Below are 15,811 nucleotides of genomic sequence, written 5' to 3' on the forward strand. Positions count from 1 at the left end.
CCGCTACCCTCCGTGGCACGGACGTGGCCCCGGCGCTACCGGGCCGGCATGAAGCTCGTGCGCGCGGTGTTCCCACCGCCGGTCGCCACCCACAAGCTGAACCTCTTCGAAACCACCGCACCCGTCACCCCGTAGGGCCGGTGAGCGCCCGGCCTTTTGAGGCCGAGGCGCGTATTGCTCCGGACAGCGAACCGGCCCGAAGTGGCCCGGCGGAATCTGCTGCCGAACCGGCTTCGGGCCCTGCCCGGCCGACCTCCCGTGCGGGAGGCGGCCGTAGCCGGTCAGAGCTTGCCGCCCCCACCGACCAGCCACGGGTTGAAGGTGCATACCAGCGGCTGCGCGGGATCCAGGGTGTTCAGGATGATCGACAGCACCCGCGGCGAGTACATCATCGTCAGGTGGTCGGACAGGTCCTGTTCGCACCCGTCCTGGATCGTGATGTTACGAACGGTCGCACCCGGTCCGGGGGTGAGGAAGGTCGAATCGAAGGGGGTCGTGATCTCGTCGTAGCGGCTGCCGACGATCGTGTAGTTCACGCCCGGCAGCGTGTCACCACCGGCGTTCAGGTTGTTGATGAAATTCGACCCGACCGTCTGCTGGATACCGGAATGACCCACGAAGATCTCGACCAGGCCGAGCACGTCGATACCGAGGTTGTTGATCGCCCGGCCCAGCGCGCCGATCCCGAGCAGCGTGGTTCCGTGGTTCGTCGCACCGAAGGTCATCAGGTGGTTCACCTTCGGGGCGCCACCTTCGAATTTCATGTACTGCCGCGATACCGCGCCACCCTGGGAATGGCCGACGATATTCACCTTCTGCGCACCGGTGGCCGCCAGCACCCGGTCCACGAACACCGCGATCTGCTTCGCCGAATCCTCGATGTAGCCGGTGCCGTTGCGGCCGGGCAGCACCGGGCCGACCCCGCCACCCTGGATGAAATTGGAGCGGCCGTAGTTGAACGTGAAAACACAATGGCCGGCGTCGTGGATCGGCTGGGAGATGAAAGCGAAATTGTCGTAGGCGTTCTCCCAGGTGCCGTGGATCAGCACCACGGGTTCCGGATGCTGCGCCGTGGGCTTACAGCTCCAATCGTTCGTGCCCGGCGGCGCCACATCGGGATTCAGCAGACCGTGCCCGAATGCCGCCAGGAACGCGGTGGCCGGCGGCCCGTACCCCACGGTGTCCGACGAGAACCCGCCCGACAGGCCGGAACTCGACCCGGAACCGCCGTAGCAGTCACCGGACCCGTTACCCGATCCGGTACCGCTGCCCGAATTGCACGCCGATCCCGTCGCGCTGCCCGAATCGACGATCGGCTTCGCCGCCGGATCCTGCAGTCCCCCGGCGATCACATCGGCCAGCTGCTGCTCGGTCGGCGCGGCGGCAGGCTGGGCGTTCACGCCCACGCCGGGCAACCCCAGCGCGAGAATCGCGGCGCCTGCCACCACAGTGGTACGCAGCGATCCGCGGATGGTTGTTCGCTTCATCAGTTACCTTTCTGCGCACAGGCGCGGTCCGGTTCCCGCAGTGGTGAACCCATTCGCCACACCTGATGACAGCCGATGACGCTAGAACCGATCCGCCGCCATTTCGGCGGCCGCCGGGACAGTCCGTGGATTTCACGATTCGATCCCCCCGCACTCGGGGTGCCGCACAGACTTTCTCCGGAAAGGGCCGGCTCGACATCACCGGCCCCTGCCGAAATCTGTATATACGCCTGTGCCTTTCGGACGCACAAAGATCCCCGTTACTTTTCACTACTCCGCAGAAAGGGAAATGGGACGCAGCACAGAAGAATTACTCGCGGCGCTGACGCTGGATTTCTTCCGCGATGCGCTTGATACGGGTCAGGCGCGAATCCCAGGTCCGGCCGACTTCGGTCAGCTGCCGGACCGCCCGGGCCAGCTGCGCCTCGTCTACCTCGTAGCGCCGCTCGCGGCCCATCGGCGTCGCGTGTACCAGACCGGCACGATCGAGAACCGTCAGGTGTTTGGTGACCGCCTGCCGCGAGATCGGCAGCCGCTCGCTGAGCCCGGTCGGCGTACCGGGCCCTTCGGCGAGCAGCAGATCGAGCAGCCGGCGCCGGTTCGGGTCCCCGATCGCCGACCACAGTTCGTCGTCGACGGCGACGTTCATCGCAGCACCACGGACCCCGCGTAGTCGCGCAGCTTGGGCAGGTACAGGTCCCAGCCGTGCTCGTGCTCGTGGAACGCCTGCTCGAGCACGGCGGCTTCCCAGCCCTTCTCCCGCCAGCCGCTCTCGGTCAGATGCAGGATCGTGCCGTCGCCGGCGGGTTCGAGCTCGAAAGTGACCAGTAGCGAATTGTCATCCGCGGGCACCGCACCGTCCGGCGCGACCCACCGGAACACGAACCGGCGCGGCGGGTCCACCTCGACCACCTTGATCGTTTCCGCCCCGCCGTGCTCGTCCCAGACCAGTGTGCCGACCGAGCCCGGCACCGCCTCGAACGTCGCGTCGTCGGGCCACCACATCTTCATATGCTCGGGCCTGCTCACCACTTCGAACACGATCTCGGGCGCCGCATCGATACGAATCTCGCGTTCCAGTTTCCCGAATTCCATCATCCACCTCCAGATAGGCAACCGTTGGTTGCGTATGACGCTAGCCGCCGAACCGGCAATGCGCAACCTTTAGTTGCTTAACCGGCCCGCTGCCGCCAGGGTGACCCGAACGAAATCGCCGTGTCCCAGATCACAAACCCTTCGTTGTCACGACGGCCGGATTCCGGTGTCGAAAGAGGTGTACCAGCAATCAACACCCGCCCACCGAACACCGGGCGAGAAGGAATCGAGATGCGCCGGCACCAGAACCTGGACACCTTCCACCCCCACCGGCCGGTATCTCGACGCGTACTGCTCCGAGGTGCCGCCGCGGGGATCGCGCTCGTCTCCTCCGGATGTGTGTCGATCGACAAGAAGGACCGAACCATGACCACCGCAACAGTTCTCGACTCGGAGATGTCCTACCTCGACATCGGCTCCGGCACTCCGCTCGTCTTCCTGCACGGCAACCCGAGCTCGTCGCATATGTGGCGCAATATCCTGCCCCATATGCCCGCCGGACGCCTGCTGGCGCCGGACCTCATCGGCATGGGCGCATCGGGCAAACCCGATATCGGCTACAGCTTCGCCGAGCACGCCCAATACCTCGACGCCTGGTTCGACACCCTCGGCCTCGACCGCGTCGTCCTGGTCGGCCACGACTGGGGCGGCGCGCTCGCCTGCGATTGGGCCGCCCGCCACCCTGAGCGTCTGCTCGGCCTCGCCGTCTTCGAGAGCATCATCAAACCGATGAAATGGGAGGACCTCTCCCCGCAGGCACGCAAACGGTCCGAATCGATCCGAACCCCCGGTATCGGCGAAGAAATGGTGCTCGACCAGGATCTTTTCATTCGCCAGGCATTCACCGGGGGCGTGCTCGAGCCGGTCGGCGAGGCGGATCTCCAGGCCTATCTCGCGCCTTTCCCGACCCCCGAAAGCCGCCGGCCGGTGCTGGCGTGGGCGCGGCAGATGCCGCTCGGCGGTGAACCGGCCGAACTCGTGGCCCGTATCGAAGCCTACGACCGGTGGCTGGCGAGCAGCACCGGCACACCGAAGCTGCTGCTGACCTTCGAAGGCTCCCCCACCCTGCTCATCGACGAAGCGATGGCCGGCTGGTGCGAAAACCACATCGCCACACTCGAAGTCGTCGCCTGCGGCGCGGCCGGGCACCATGCCGCCGAAGACCGGCCCGAGGAGATCGGCACCGCGATCGCCGACTGGCTGCGGCGGCACAACCTCACCGGAGACCGCTGACGGTGACATCCATTGCCCCCGCACTGCCATCGGCCGATGATGAACCGATGACCCATGCGGCGCCGACCTCACCCGGCTCACCGGACCCGGGCGAGGTCGCGCTCGTCGCGGAAGCCGTCGCCGGCAACCCCGACGCGGTGGCCCGGATCCTGCGCGACCTCCAGGATCCGATCTACCGGCTGGCCCTCCGGATGACCGGCCGCCCCGCCGACGCGGAGGACGCCACCCAGGAGATCCTCCTACGCGTCTTCACCCGGCTGGCCATGTGGCGCGGCGAGGCGAAACTGCTCACCTGGGCCTACCGCATCGGGGTCAACCATCTCCTCAACCAGCGCCGGCGCTCACCCCAGGAGGCGGCGCACCTGAGCCTCGACGCCTTCGGCGACAAGCTGGCCGAGGGTTTGGCCGCCGACCACCCGGGCCCCGACGCGGAACTGCTCGCCACCGAGGTCCGTCTCCAATGCAGCCAGGCCATGCTCCAATGCCTGACCCGCGAGGAACGGGTCGCGTTCGTCCTCGACGACGTATTCGGTATCGGATCCGCCGAGGCCGCCTGGATCCTGGACATCACCCCCACCGCCCACCGCAAACGCCTGGAACGGGCCAGGAAACGCCTGCGCACCTTCCTCACCTCGGCCTGCGGCCTCGTGTCCGAACAAGCCCGGTGCCGGTGCACGCGCCGAATCGAATACGCGGTATCGACCGGCCGGATCAACCCGCAGCGGCCGGAACTGGCCACCCACCCCGTCAGCCCCGGCGCCGCAACCGCCGAGCGCCAGATGATCGCACTCCACGACGCCGCGGCGATTTTCCAAGCCCACCCGGACTACGCACTCCCCGGCGCCAAGCGGAACGCCGTCGCCGTCCTCCTGAAATCCGGCCGGTTTCCCCTACTCGCCGACCGGACCGAGTAACCGGCGCACAAACCCCGAATCGACATCATCCGCCGGAACACCGGTGTCGAGCTACTCGGCCGGTACACGAGTATGCCCATTTCACGCCGACCCGCCGCAAACGAACGGCCGGGTCGCTGTGCCGCTACTCCGGAATCAAATCGTTGGGGCGATACCGATTACCCTCACGGGGTGACCGCTTCGCAGGACACCGGCCGGACCGCGCCTCGCGCGGCGGTCGCGGATGCGCTTCGCGAGGATATTCTCGCCGGACGGCTGTCGCCCGGGGATCGACTGCGGGAAGTCGACCTCGCCGAGCGGTTCGGAGTGTCGCGGATTCCGGTGCGCGAGGCCCTGTCGCAGTTGCAGAGCGAGGGGTTCGTCACGCTCGTTCGTTATCGCGGGGCGACCGTTTCCGCTCCGTCCGGGTCGGCGGCGCGGGAGCTGGTACAGATCCGGCGGGGACTGGAGGTGCTGGCGGCGCAGCTGGCAGCGGGAAATCGGGGTGGGGCGGTGGCCGGGGAGCTGGCGCGGGTGGTGGAGCTGGGGCGGTCGGTGGATATCGCGCACGACCACGACGAGCTGCCTTCCTTGACGTTGCGGTTCCACATGCTGGTGGCGGAGGCGTCCGGAAATCAGCAACTACAGGTCATGCTGGAGCAGATCCTGGAGCGGGTGTCGTGGATATTCGGCCAGCGGCTGGATACCAGGACCAGGGTGTCGTGGAGTGATCACGCCGCGATCGCCCAAGCGATCCTCAACGGATCCCCGATACAAGCGGGATACCTGATGGACGAGCACATCGCCCGGGACGAACGCCTGCTCGACGACCTGGATGCCGACAGCTCGGCGGATTGATTCCTCGGATCGAGACCAGTGCGGAACCCTGGCCTCGCTCGCACGACACAGCTCTGCCCTGGTGTCGCGGCAGAGGACCCTGTGACGGATCCACGACGTCGAGCGGGGCCCGGCGGTGTCTGCGCCTGCCCGGGCGCCGAGTGATTCCTGCTCGCAACGAGTCAGCCCACCAAGGGTTGTATACAAGAATTTCGCCATAGACCGGGCCACTTGCATAGTTCACGGCGTTGGAACGTTGAGCAACATCGCGGAAACGTTGTTTGTATACAACTTCTGGTGTTGCTTATTTCTTCTGCCCTAGGCCAGGTCTCATGTCCACCGACACCGCCCCGACCCAGTCGCCGCCGCTGAACTCACCCCCCTCGCTCCCCCTCTGGCGCACAGCGCTTTTCGGTATCCAGCATGTGCTCGTCATGTACACCGGCTGTGTCGCGGTGCCGCTGGTGTTCGGCGCCGCGCTCGGGCTGGACACCTCCACCATCGCGACCCTCGTGAACGCGGACCTGCTGGTCGCCGGTGTCATCACCCTCGTGCAGGCCCTCGGTATCGGGAAGCTGCTGGGGGCGCGGATGCCGGTGGTGGCGGGGGCGTCCTTCACCGCGGTGACGCCGATGATCCTGATCGGCGAGGAGTACGGGCTGTCCGCGGTGTACGGCGCGATGATCGCGGCCGGGATCTTCGGTGTACTGGTCGCGGTCCCGTTCTCCAAGCTGGTGCGGTTCTTCCCGCCGATGGTGCGGGGCGCGGCGGTCACCATGATCGGGCTGTCGCTGATCGGCAAGGCCGTGTCCATGACCTTCGGCGGCGAACCCGCGGGTGGCGCTCCCCTGGCGCTGGCGGCGGGCGTGGTCGTGACGATCATCGCGCTGATGCGCTACGGCCGGGGCCTGATCGCCCAGTCGGCGGTACTGATCGCACTGGTACTGGGCACCCTCGCCGCGGCCGCGTGCTCGCTCACCGATTTCAGTGCCGTGGGCAGCGCCGACTGGTTCGGGTTGCCGAACCCGTTCCTCTTCGGCACCCCGACCTTCCCCATCGCCGGAATCATCTCGATGTGCCTGGTGATGCTGGTGATCTTCACCGAATCCACCGCCTATCTGATGGCCACCGCCGATAACCTCGGCCACCCGCTGGATCAGAAGCAACTGGCCCGTGGATTGAGTGCCGACGGCGCTTCCGCCGTGCTGGCCGGGTTCCTGACCTCGTTCCCGGACACGATCTTCGCGCAGAACGTGAGCCTGGTGCGGATGACCGGGGTCGCGAGCCGCGGCGCGGTCGCCGTGGCCGGCGGGTTGCTGGTGGCGTTGGGGCTGGTGCCGAAGATGGGCGAGGTGGTTGCCAATCTGCCGGGGCCGGTGATCGGCTCGGTGAGCCTGGTCATGTTCGCGACGGTCGCGGGTGTCGGGATCGCGACGCTGGCGCGGGTGGATTACAGCCGTAACGACAACCTGCTCGTGGTCTCGCTGGCCATGGGGATCGGGATGATCCCGGTGGTCGCGCCCGAGGTGTACGAGGGGCTGCCGTCGTCGGTGCGGATCATCGCCGGGGGCGCGATCACCAGCACCGTCATCGTGGCATTCGTTCTGAACCTCCTGTTCAACCATCTCACCCCGACCCGGACCCCGAAGGAGAGCGCCGCATGACCGGTATCGCCCTGCTCACCGTGCCCACCGCCGACCCCGGCGACACCCAGCCCTTCGAAGCTCTCCGTGAATCCGGTTACAGCGCCGAGGATCTCGTCTCGGTGATCGGTAAGACCGAGGGCAACGGCTGCGTCAACGATTTCAGTCGCGGCCTGGCCGCCGCGGTATGGGAGCCGCGGATCCCGGCGGCCGCGGTCACCGTGTTCTCCGGTGGCACCGAGGGGGTACTGAGCCCGCATGTGAACCTCTTCGTCCGCGACGACACCCACCATGCCGGGTTCGATCGAGGGTTGGTCGCGGCGGCCCGGCGCAGCCGCGCCCTCGAACCCGCCGAGATCGGGCGGGCCGCCCAGGTGGACACCGTCACCGATACGGTCGGGAAGCTGCTGGCCGAACTGGGCGTCACCCCTGGCGATGTGCACCTGGTGCTGGTGAAATGCCCGCTGCTCACCTCCGACACCATCGCCGCGGTGCAGGCCGCCGGGCAGGTACCCGTCGCGACCGATACCTACGCCTCGATGGGCCACTCCCGGGCGGCGAGCGCGCTGGGAATCGCCGTCGCGCTGGGCGAATGCGACCGGGAGACCGCGCTGCGCGCGCTCGCCGGGGAAACCGACGTATGGTCGGCCCGCGCTTCGGCCAGCGCCGGTGCCGAACTCGACGACTGCCACATCCTGGTGGTCGCCGAAAGCCCCACCGCCGCGAACCCGTTGCGCGCGGTACACGGCCGGATGGCCGACGCCATCGACCTCGCTTCGGTCCAGCAGCTGCTGTCCCGGGTGGCTGCCGAGGGCGGCACGGTGCGGCAGATCTTCGCCAAGGCCGAGGCCGACCCCACCGGTTCCGTACGCGGACTGCGCCACACCATGCTCACCGACTCCGATATCAACGCCACCCGCCACGCCCGCGCCGCCGTCGGCGGGCTGCTGGCCGCGCTCAAGGGCGACGGCGCGGTGTACGTCTCGGGTGGCGCCGAACATCAGGGTCCGCCGGGCGGCGGCAGCATCACCGTGATCTACGAACTCCCCAGCCCCGAACGGAACGACGCGTCATGACCACCACAACCCTGACCGAAGCCGAGAGCAACTGGGAGATAGACGAATTCGAAGACCGCCCGGTGCCCGCCGACCGCCGCCGTGGCCTCGGCTCGGTGTCCGCAGTGTGGTTCGGTTTCCCGATGGTGCTGACCTGCGCCATCTTCGGCGGGCTGATCGTGTACTCGCTCGGCTTCTGGCTCGGTCTGCTCGCCATCGCGGTCGGCAATATCTGCATGATGCTCTACGTCGGCGGGCTCAGCGTGATCGCCGGGCGCACCGGTAAGAACTTCGCGCTCACCGCCGCCGAAAGTTTCGGCAAGGCGGGTGCGTTCCTGCCGTCGGCCTTCCTGGCGACCATCGTGATCGGCTGGTTCGCCTTCCAGACCGGTATGGCGGGCGCGATCCTGCACGACACCCTCGGCTGGCACGAACAGTTCACCGCGCTCGCCGCGGGCATCGCGTTCATCGGGGTCACCTTGCTGGGGATCCGGGCGCTTTCGGCGATCGGAATGGTCGCCGCCCCGGTCTACGTGGTGCTCGGGCTGGTCGCGATCGGGCTCGCCGTCGCCGACAGCGGCGGGTCACCCACCTCCTACCAGGGCGGTGCGGGCGCGGCGGCCATGAGTTTCGGCGCCGCGGTGACGCTGGTGATCGCCTCGTTCGTCGATTCCGGCACCATGACCGCCGATTTCACCCGCTGGTCGCGCAACGGCCGCGAGGCCTTCCTCGCCGCGGCATCGGCGTTCCCCGTGGGCAATTCGATCGCGCTGGTGATCGGCGGCCTGGTGGTGGCGCTCGGCGGCAGCACCGATCCCGCGGCCGACGGCGGGAATTTCCTGGGCCTGCTGGTGGATCACGGCGGGCTGCTGGTACCGCTGGCCGTGGCGTTCGTATTCATCAATCTCGGCTCGGTGTGCGCGCACTGCCTGTACAACGGCGCGGTCGGCTGGAGCCAGCTGTCCGGTGGCAAGATGCGGCGACTCACCCTGATCCTCGGCGCGGTCGGGGTGGTGCTCGCGGTGGCCGGGATCTGGTCGTATTTCGAGCAATGGCTCAACCTGCTGGGCGTGATCGTGCCGCCGATCGGGGCGGTCGTCATCCTCGACCAGCTGATCCTCCCCCGCTTCGGGCTGGGCGCCACGCAACGCCGTGCACGCTGGTACTGGCCCGCCTTCACCGCCTGGGCCGGCGGCGCCGTCGCCGCCCTGATCACCCATGAGTTCGCCCCCTGGCTGTCCGACGCCGTGATCGGTTTCGTGGCTGCCGCCCTCGTCCTCACCCTCTGCGCGACCCGCACCGCGCGACGCACCAAGGAGATCACCGCATGACCCCCACCACCGTGGACGCCACCCCCTACACCTGGCCCTTCGACGGCCCGATCGACCCGGCCCGCACCGCGTTGCTGCTGATCGACTGGCAAACCGATTTCTGCGGCCCCGGCGGCTACGTCGACCAGATGGGCTACGACCTGGCGCTCACCCGCGCCGGCCTCGAACCCACCGCCCGCGTTCTGGCCGCGGCCCGCGAGCTCGGCCTCACCGTCGTCCACACCCGCGAAGGCCACCGCCCCGACCTGTCCGACCTGCCCGCGAACAAGCGCTGGCGGTCCGCGCAGGTCGGCGCCGAAATCGGCAGTGTCGGCCCGTGCGGGCGCATCCTGGTGCGCGGCGAACCGGGCTGGGAGATCGTGCCCGAGGTCGCCCCGATTCCCGGCGAGCCGATCGTCGACAAACCGGGCAAGGGCGCCTTCTACGCCACCGACCTCGACCTGCTGCTGCGCAGCGCCGGTATCACCCACCTCGTTCTCACCGGTATCACCACCGATGTCTGCGTGCACACCACCATGCGCGAAGCCAACGACCGCGGCTACGAATGCCTGGTGCTCTCCGACTGCACCGGCGCCACCGAGAAGAAGCATCACGAGGCCGCGCTGAGCATGGTCACCATGCAGGGCGGGATCTTCGGCGCGGTCGCCACCTCAGACCAACTGCTCGCCGCGCTCGGAAAGCAGACCGTCACCGCATGAGGGTCGTACTGATCCACGGGGTCGCCACGGACAGCCGGGTGTGGGCGCAAACAGTCGCCGCACTCGGCCCGTCCGTCGACGTCCACTGCCCCGACCGGCCCCAATCCGGTGATATGGACACCGAAATCGCCGCCCTCGCACCGCTGTGCGAGGGGGCGTTCGTGGTCGGGGTCAGCGGCGGGGCGACCCTGGGATTGGAGTTGGCTGCCCGCGGTGTGGAGTTCACCGGTGCCCTACTGCACGAACCGGCCGCCGGTTCACTGGCACCCGGATTACTCGACGAAGTCGCCGCGGCATTCCGGCGCGACGGGGTGTCCGGGTTCGGGCACGCCCTCTACGGTCCCGCCTGGACGCCGGACCTCACTACTGCCTCCCGGGAAACGGTCGCCGGTGAACTGGCGATGTTCCGCGCCTTCGAACCGCGGCCGATCGGTCCACTGGCACACCGGATCACATTGACCGTCGGCCAGAGGTCCTCCCCCCAGCGGCACCGATCGGTCCACACTCTCGCCGACGCCCTCGGAACCGAATCGCAAGTCCTTCCAGGAGTTGGTCACGCGGTCCACCTCGAGGACCATTTACTGCTGCTCGGCAAGATTGCCGGGGCCCGGACACAGGTGTCGTAACAGGCATGCCCATTCCACGTCTCACAGCCGGCCACCTGGAGAGCGGTAAACATAGGACCGACGTGCCGCTTCTCGGAGGCGGCGGCGCTCGGCCCGGGTGGTTCGGCCGGATCAGATGATCAGGTTGTCGTGGTCTTTCCAGTACGACTCGCGCAGGCGGCGTTTGTAGAGCTTGCCGCTCGGATCGCGGGGTAGTTCGCCGGTGAAGTCGATCGAGCGGGGGCATTTGTAGGCCGCCAGTTCGGTGCGGCAGAAGGCGATGAGTTCGGCGGCCAGATCGTCGCCGGCGGCGGCCGGGTCGGCGGGTTGGACGACAGCCTTCACCGCTTCGCCCATTTCCTCGTCGGGGACCCCGATCACCGCCACGTCCGCGACCGCGGGATGGGCGGCGAGGACGTTCTCGGCTTCCTGGGGATAGATGTTCACGCCGCCGGAAATGATCATGTGGGCTTGCCGGTCGGTGAGGTAGAGGTAGCCGTCGGCGTCGAGGTAGCCCATATCGCCGAGGGTGCGCCAGCCGTTCGGGTGGGCGGCCGCGGCGGTTTTGGCGGGGTCGTGATGGTATTCGAAGGGGCGGCCGCCGGCGAAATACACGACCCCCACCTCCCCCACCGGCAGTTCGGCGCCGTCCTCGCCGACGATATGGCACTCCTGGGCGGGCCGGCCCACCGAACCGGGGTGGTCGAGCCATTCGCGGGCGGTGATGTAGGTGTTGCCGACATCTTCGGTGCCCGAGTAGTACTCGGAGATGATCGGGCCCCACCAGTCCAGCATCTGCTGTTTGATCGCGACCGGGCACGGCGCCGCGGAATGCACGACATCGACCAGGCTCGAGGTGTCGTAGCGGTCGCGTTCGGCGGGTGGTAGCCGCAGCATGCGCACGAACATGGTCGGCACCATCTGGGTGTGGGTGACGCGGTACCGCTCGATGAGTTCCAGGCATTGCCGGGGGTCGAAGCGTTCCATGATGACGACGGTGGCGCCGAGCCGGTGCCACGACATCGAGAACACCAGTGGCGCACCGTGGTACAGCGGGGCGGGCGACAGATAGACCGCGTCCTCCGTGGCGCCGCTGATCAGCAGCCCGCGCGCGATCTGCACCGGCGCCGCCGACGGATCACCGAGCAGGGTCGCCGGAAGGGGCTTGCGGATACCTTTCGGCCGCCCGGTCGTTCCGGAGGAGTACAGCATTTCGCGGCCTTCGCACTCGTCGCGGCCGAGGGGATCCGCCGGCTGCGCCGTCAGCACCTCGTCGTACCGCTCGAAACCCGGTAGTTCGCCGGTTCCCGCGATCCGCACCGGAATCCGGGAGAGGTCGAGATCCGCGATCACCTCCGCCATGGTGGCACCGGCAACGAGGGCGGTGGCACCACAGTCGTCGAGGATGTACTGCACCTCACCGGCGGTCAGATGCCAGTTGATCGCCGTGTAGTACAGGCCGGAGCGCTGCGCCGCCCACGCCGTTTCGAGGTACTGGCGATTGTTCTCCATCAGGATCGCGATATGGTCGCCGACCCGCAGTCCGCGAGCGTGCAGCGCCCGGGCGATCCGGATCGATCGGTGTTCCAGGTCCCGGTAGGTCAGTACTTCGCCGCTTGTAGCCATGACGACGGCGGGACGGTCCGGTGTGTGCTGCGCATGCCACCCCGGGGTCATCGGAGCGGCCGGCGTGGGACGGCCGATCTCGGCGGAAATGGAATCGTCGGCTATGAAAGCCCCCTTTTACCGGGTCCGGGCACCGCCCGCGCGACGGTGCCCGCGCGGGCCCCGAGCGCGACGCGCCACCCGAATCGACCGGCCCGATAGAAGGCTGCTGATCGGCGCCGCGACCACGCTCGACCGCCGAGAATAGCACTTTCAAATACGCAATATTCCGCTCTCGCCGGATTGACGGCAGATCGGATACAGGTATGCCCGTCGCCGATCGTCACTCACTGAGCGACGATCGGCGACGGGCATCGGTGCGGTGCCGGATCAGGGTTTCGGAACGGCGGGCAGCCCTATCGCGGGGTCGATGAATTCGTTCGTCACGAGGTCGGCCGCGGTGAGACCGTCGGCGATCCGGTCGCCACGGTTACGCAGGATCGGGGTGACCGCCTCGATCACCCGGTCCACCCGGGCGGTGTCGAAGTTGCCGAGGGTGTCGTCGGGACCGTTGCCGACGATCTTCTCCGCCACCTGGACCTTCACCGAATCCGTGTTCCCGGCGGCGGTCATCGGCGGGCCGTCGGGGATGGTTTCGGCGATACGCAGCAGGGCGGCGTTGACCGGTTCGGGGTCGGCGATGTAGTCGGCCTGGGCCTGTTGCAGCATCGGGACCAGCTCCGTCAGGCAGGGGCGCAGGGTGTCGAGTTCGCCGGAGCGGACCGACCAGGCGTGCGGGTAGATCTCGTAGCCGGATTCGTGCACCAGCAGGTAGTCGGTGGGTTTACGCCAGCCCTCCACATCGTGTGCCCAGCGGTAGGGCTCGTTGGAGACATACCCCTGTTGCATCACCTTGCCGCGTTCGGCGACGAAACGGCTCGGAGTGCCGTCGAAGGAGGCGTCGGCCTGCTCTTTGCTCACGTACCCGTTGGCGACGAGATAGTCCATGAAGATCTTGCCCTCGCTGTACACCACCGGCGCCTTCGTACCGGGTACGTCCTTCCAGGATTCGACCTGGTAGGTCGCCGGATCCCACATGATGATCTGCGGGTTCACGTCCAGCGAGGCGAAAACGCCGGTGACCGGGAATTCCTCCTGGGCGCGGACGGCATCGTCGGTGGGGACGAAACCGAGGGTGATCGAGGTGTCCTGATACATCTGGGCGGGTACCGGCTGGCCGCCCAGGAAGGGACCGCCGAGACGGACTTCCACGTTGATCCCGGTATCGCCGAGCGGGCCCGCGTAGGAACCCTTGTTGACGTCGACGGTGCCGTCGGGGCCGACCAGCTGGAAGGCGGCGGCGCGTTCCGGTGTCGCGTACCAGTCCGTCTGGATGACGACCGTGGCCGGGCAGACCCCGGCCAGCGGGCCTTCTCCGGTGGGTTCCGGGACGGAGGTGGCACCGCCGCACCCGGCGAGCAGGACGCTGCCGGCGACGGCTGTCAGGACGGAGATCGATCTCTTCATGGAAACTTCCTCGGGTGAGCGGAGGACGGGGTGCCGCGACTGCGGCGGTTCTCGTCGTGACGACGACGTAATGGGCCGGACTCGGTCAGTGGCCGCGGCGGCGGCCGTGGGCGCGTTCGACGCGGACGGCCAGGAAATCGAAGAGCCAGAACAGGATCAGCCCGGCCAGCGAGGAGAGCAGCAGTGCGGTGAGCAGTTCCTCGGTCGCCAGGCGCTGCCGGTAGACGTCGATCATCCGGCCGATTCCGGGTTCGCCCTGGCGGAAGAAGAAGTCCGCCACGATGGACCCGATGATGGCCATCCCGCCGGAGATCTTGAAACCCGAGATCATCGCCGGAAGCGCTGTCGGCAGCTGGAGTTTCAGCAGCCGCTGCAGGCGGGTGGCGCCGTGCAGGGTGAACAGGTCGTGTTCGGCGGGCGCCACGGATTTCAGCCCGAACAGCGTATTGGTGACCACCGGGAACAGCGACACCATCACGCAGACGATCACCCGGCTGCCGAATTCGTAGCCGAACCAGAACCCGAACAGCGGGACCACCGCCAGGATCGGGATGGTCTGCAGGATCACCGCGTACGGGTACAGCGAGTACTCGGCCCACCGCGCCTGGCTCATCACCACGGCGAAACCCACCCCCAGCACCATGGCGATGACCAGACCGCTCAGCGCGACCAGCACCGTGGAGCCCAGCGCGGACAGGATTTCGGCGCGCACGCCCGAGTCCAGCAGACCTTCGGTGATCACCTCGTCGGGACCCGGCAGCAGGAACCGCGATTCGGCGGCGATCAGATAGTGGCTCGCGAAATACCAGCCGGCCATGACCACGACGAACACCACGACCGGGGCGATGATCCGCACCGGCGCGGACCGCTTGCGCCGGGCCGGTTTCGCGGGTTTCGGCGCGGTGCGCGCGGTGACCGTGGCGGCGGCGGTATCGGCCGCGACCGTGGTCATGCCGCGACCGCCTGTTCGGCGGAGTGCAGCGCGGCCGATACCTCGGCCGCGATCTCGGCGAATTCCGCCGTGTAGCGCAGGCCCGGTGCCCGCGGGAAATCCAGGGGTACCGGGATATCGGCGGCGACCCGGCCCGGCCGGCCGGTGAGCACAACGACCCGGGTGGACATGAACACCGCCTCGGGCACGGAATGGGTGACGAAAACACCCGCGAAGGCGTCGCGCCGGAACAGGCTGCCGACTTCCTCGTTGAGGCGCTGGCGGGTGATCTCGTCGAGCGCTCCGAACGGTTCGTCGAACAGGAACACTTCGGGCCGCAGGGTGAGCGCACGGGCGATGGAGGCGCGCATGCGCATCCCGCCCGACAGTTGCGCGGGTTTGTGTTTCTCGAAACCGGCCAGCCCCACTCGCTCGATGGCGTCGAGTGCGGCTGCCCGGCGTTCGCCCCGCGCCGTCCCGGCCAGTTCCGCGGGCAGTTCCACATTCCGCAGTACCGTGCGCCACGGCAGCAGCGTGGCTTCCTGGAAGACGTAGCCGAGATGGCCGGTATCGACCTCGACGCTCCCGGAACTGGCCTGTTCGAAACCGGCCGCCAGGCGCAGCAGCGTCGATTTGCCGCAACCCGACGGGCCGACCAGGGAGACGAATTCCCCTGGGCGGACGGTGATATCGATATCGCGCAGGGCGGCGGTGCCGTTCTCGAAGACCATCGACACGTTCCGGAATGCGAGGGCCGGTCCGGGTTCGGTCGTATACGTTGCCTCCCCCGAAGAGGTCGGCGCCGGGATTGGCTCTGTACTCATGAAACAGTTTTATCGGGCGCTGATTGCGGATCGCGGTCCACCGGATT

At 67.8% G+C, this 15,811-nt stretch carries 16 protein-coding genes; 9 read left to right on the plus strand and 7 right to left on the minus strand.

Translation table 11 applies throughout. The features are described from left to right. The first annotated feature begins 12 nt into the window (after positions 1 to 12). On the plus strand, positions 13 to 135 hold the full coding sequence (locus ACQEVO_RS24510) for a hypothetical protein (RefSeq protein WP_432917425.1): 123 nt from the start codon (positions 13 to 15) through the stop codon (positions 133 to 135). 146 nt (positions 136 to 281) lie between these two features. On the opposite strand, the gene ACQEVO_RS24515 is transcribed toward ACQEVO_RS24510, so the two are convergent. The 3 genes from ACQEVO_RS24515 to ACQEVO_RS24525 all read right to left on the minus strand — a co-directional run bounded on the left by ACQEVO_RS24515 (position 282) and on the right by ACQEVO_RS24525 (position 2,585). Beyond that, a complete protein-coding gene (locus tag ACQEVO_RS24515; protein ID WP_432917428.1) occupies positions 282 to 1,487 on the minus strand; it encodes an esterase/lipase family protein in 1,206 nt (401 codons plus the stop codon). Positions 1,488 to 1,797: 310 nt separating this feature from the next. Next, positions 1,798 to 2,136 (minus strand): ArsR/SmtB family transcription factor, encoded by a 339-nt coding sequence (locus ACQEVO_RS24520; protein ID WP_432917430.1) that lies wholly within the window; start codon positions 2,134 to 2,136, stop codon positions 1,798 to 1,800. Beyond that, positions 2,133 to 2,585, minus strand: a complete 453-nt coding sequence (locus ACQEVO_RS24525) for an SRPBCC domain-containing protein (protein ID WP_432917433.1) — start codon at positions 2,583 to 2,585, stop codon at positions 2,133 to 2,135. The genes ACQEVO_RS24520 and ACQEVO_RS24525 overlap by 4 nt, the downstream gene beginning before the upstream one ends. A gap of 228 nt (positions 2,586 to 2,813) precedes the next feature. Here ACQEVO_RS24525 and ACQEVO_RS24530 point away from each other — a divergent pair, with 228 nt between their 5' ends. From ACQEVO_RS24530 to ACQEVO_RS24565, 8 genes are all read left to right on the plus strand, one after another. Continuing rightward, a complete protein-coding gene (locus tag ACQEVO_RS24530; protein WP_432917437.1) occupies positions 2,814 to 3,815 on the plus strand; it encodes a haloalkane dehalogenase in 1,002 nt (333 codons plus the stop codon). Between the two features lie 47 nt (positions 3,816 to 3,862). Then, positions 3,863 to 4,729: an RNA polymerase sigma factor gene (locus tag ACQEVO_RS24535; RefSeq protein WP_432917439.1), complete on the plus strand. Its 867-nt coding sequence runs from the start codon at positions 3,863 to 3,865 to the stop codon at positions 4,727 to 4,729. Between the two features lie 171 nt (positions 4,730 to 4,900). Continuing rightward, positions 4,901 to 5,566, plus strand: a complete 666-nt coding sequence (locus ACQEVO_RS24540; RefSeq protein ID WP_432917442.1) for a GntR family transcriptional regulator — start codon at positions 4,901 to 4,903, stop codon at positions 5,564 to 5,566. Between the two features lie 311 nt (positions 5,567 to 5,877). Then, the gene (locus tag ACQEVO_RS24545; protein WP_432917445.1) at positions 5,878 to 7,209 is read left to right on the plus strand and encodes a nucleobase:cation symporter-2 family protein; all 1,332 of its coding nucleotides are present in this window, start codon (positions 5,878 to 5,880) and stop codon (positions 7,207 to 7,209) included. After that, positions 7,206 to 8,264 (plus strand): ring-opening amidohydrolase, encoded by a 1,059-nt coding sequence (locus ACQEVO_RS24550; RefSeq protein WP_432917448.1) that lies wholly within the window; start codon positions 7,206 to 7,208, stop codon positions 8,262 to 8,264. The genes ACQEVO_RS24545 and ACQEVO_RS24550 overlap by 4 nt, the downstream gene beginning before the upstream one ends. Beyond that, positions 8,261 to 9,574, plus strand: a complete 1,314-nt coding sequence (locus tag ACQEVO_RS24555) for a cytosine permease (RefSeq protein ID WP_432917451.1) — start codon at positions 8,261 to 8,263, stop codon at positions 9,572 to 9,574. The genes ACQEVO_RS24550 and ACQEVO_RS24555 overlap by 4 nt, the downstream gene beginning before the upstream one ends. Next, on the plus strand, positions 9,571 to 10,272 hold the full coding sequence (biuH, locus tag ACQEVO_RS24560) for a biuret amidohydrolase (protein ID WP_432917454.1): 702 nt from the start codon (positions 9,571 to 9,573) through the stop codon (positions 10,270 to 10,272). The genes ACQEVO_RS24555 and biuH overlap by 4 nt, the downstream gene beginning before the upstream one ends. Further along, entirely contained in the window at positions 10,269 to 10,898 is a 630-nt protein-coding gene (locus tag ACQEVO_RS24565) for an alpha/beta fold hydrolase (protein WP_432917457.1), read from the plus strand. The genes biuH and ACQEVO_RS24565 overlap by 4 nt, the downstream gene beginning before the upstream one ends. Positions 10,899 to 11,009: 111 nt before the next feature. Here ACQEVO_RS24565 and ACQEVO_RS24570 read toward each other — a convergent pair whose 3' ends face one another. The 4 genes from ACQEVO_RS24570 to ACQEVO_RS24585 all read right to left on the minus strand — a co-directional run bounded on the left by ACQEVO_RS24570 (position 11,010) and on the right by ACQEVO_RS24585 (position 15,764). Further along, a complete protein-coding gene (locus ACQEVO_RS24570; RefSeq protein WP_432917460.1) occupies positions 11,010 to 12,554 on the minus strand; it encodes an acyl-CoA synthetase in 1,545 nt (514 codons plus the stop codon). 318 nt (positions 12,555 to 12,872) lie between these two features. Continuing rightward, positions 12,873 to 14,009 (minus strand): ABC transporter substrate-binding protein, encoded by a 1,137-nt coding sequence (locus ACQEVO_RS24575; protein WP_432917463.1) that lies wholly within the window; start codon positions 14,007 to 14,009, stop codon positions 12,873 to 12,875. Between the two features lie 85 nt (positions 14,010 to 14,094). Next, the gene (locus ACQEVO_RS24580; protein WP_432917466.1) at positions 14,095 to 14,961 is read right to left on the minus strand and encodes an ABC transporter permease; all 867 of its coding nucleotides are present in this window, start codon (positions 14,959 to 14,961) and stop codon (positions 14,095 to 14,097) included. Next, entirely contained in the window at positions 14,958 to 15,764 is an 807-nt protein-coding gene (locus ACQEVO_RS24585; protein WP_432917469.1) for an ABC transporter ATP-binding protein, read from the minus strand. Before ACQEVO_RS24585 ends, ACQEVO_RS24580 begins: the two co-directional genes overlap by 4 nt. Positions 15,765 to 15,811 lie beyond the last annotated feature (47 nt).

This window comes from Nocardia sp. CA-290969 (genome assembly GCF_050936135.1).
Taxonomy (GTDB): Bacteria; Actinomycetota; Actinomycetes; order Mycobacteriales; family Mycobacteriaceae; genus Nocardia.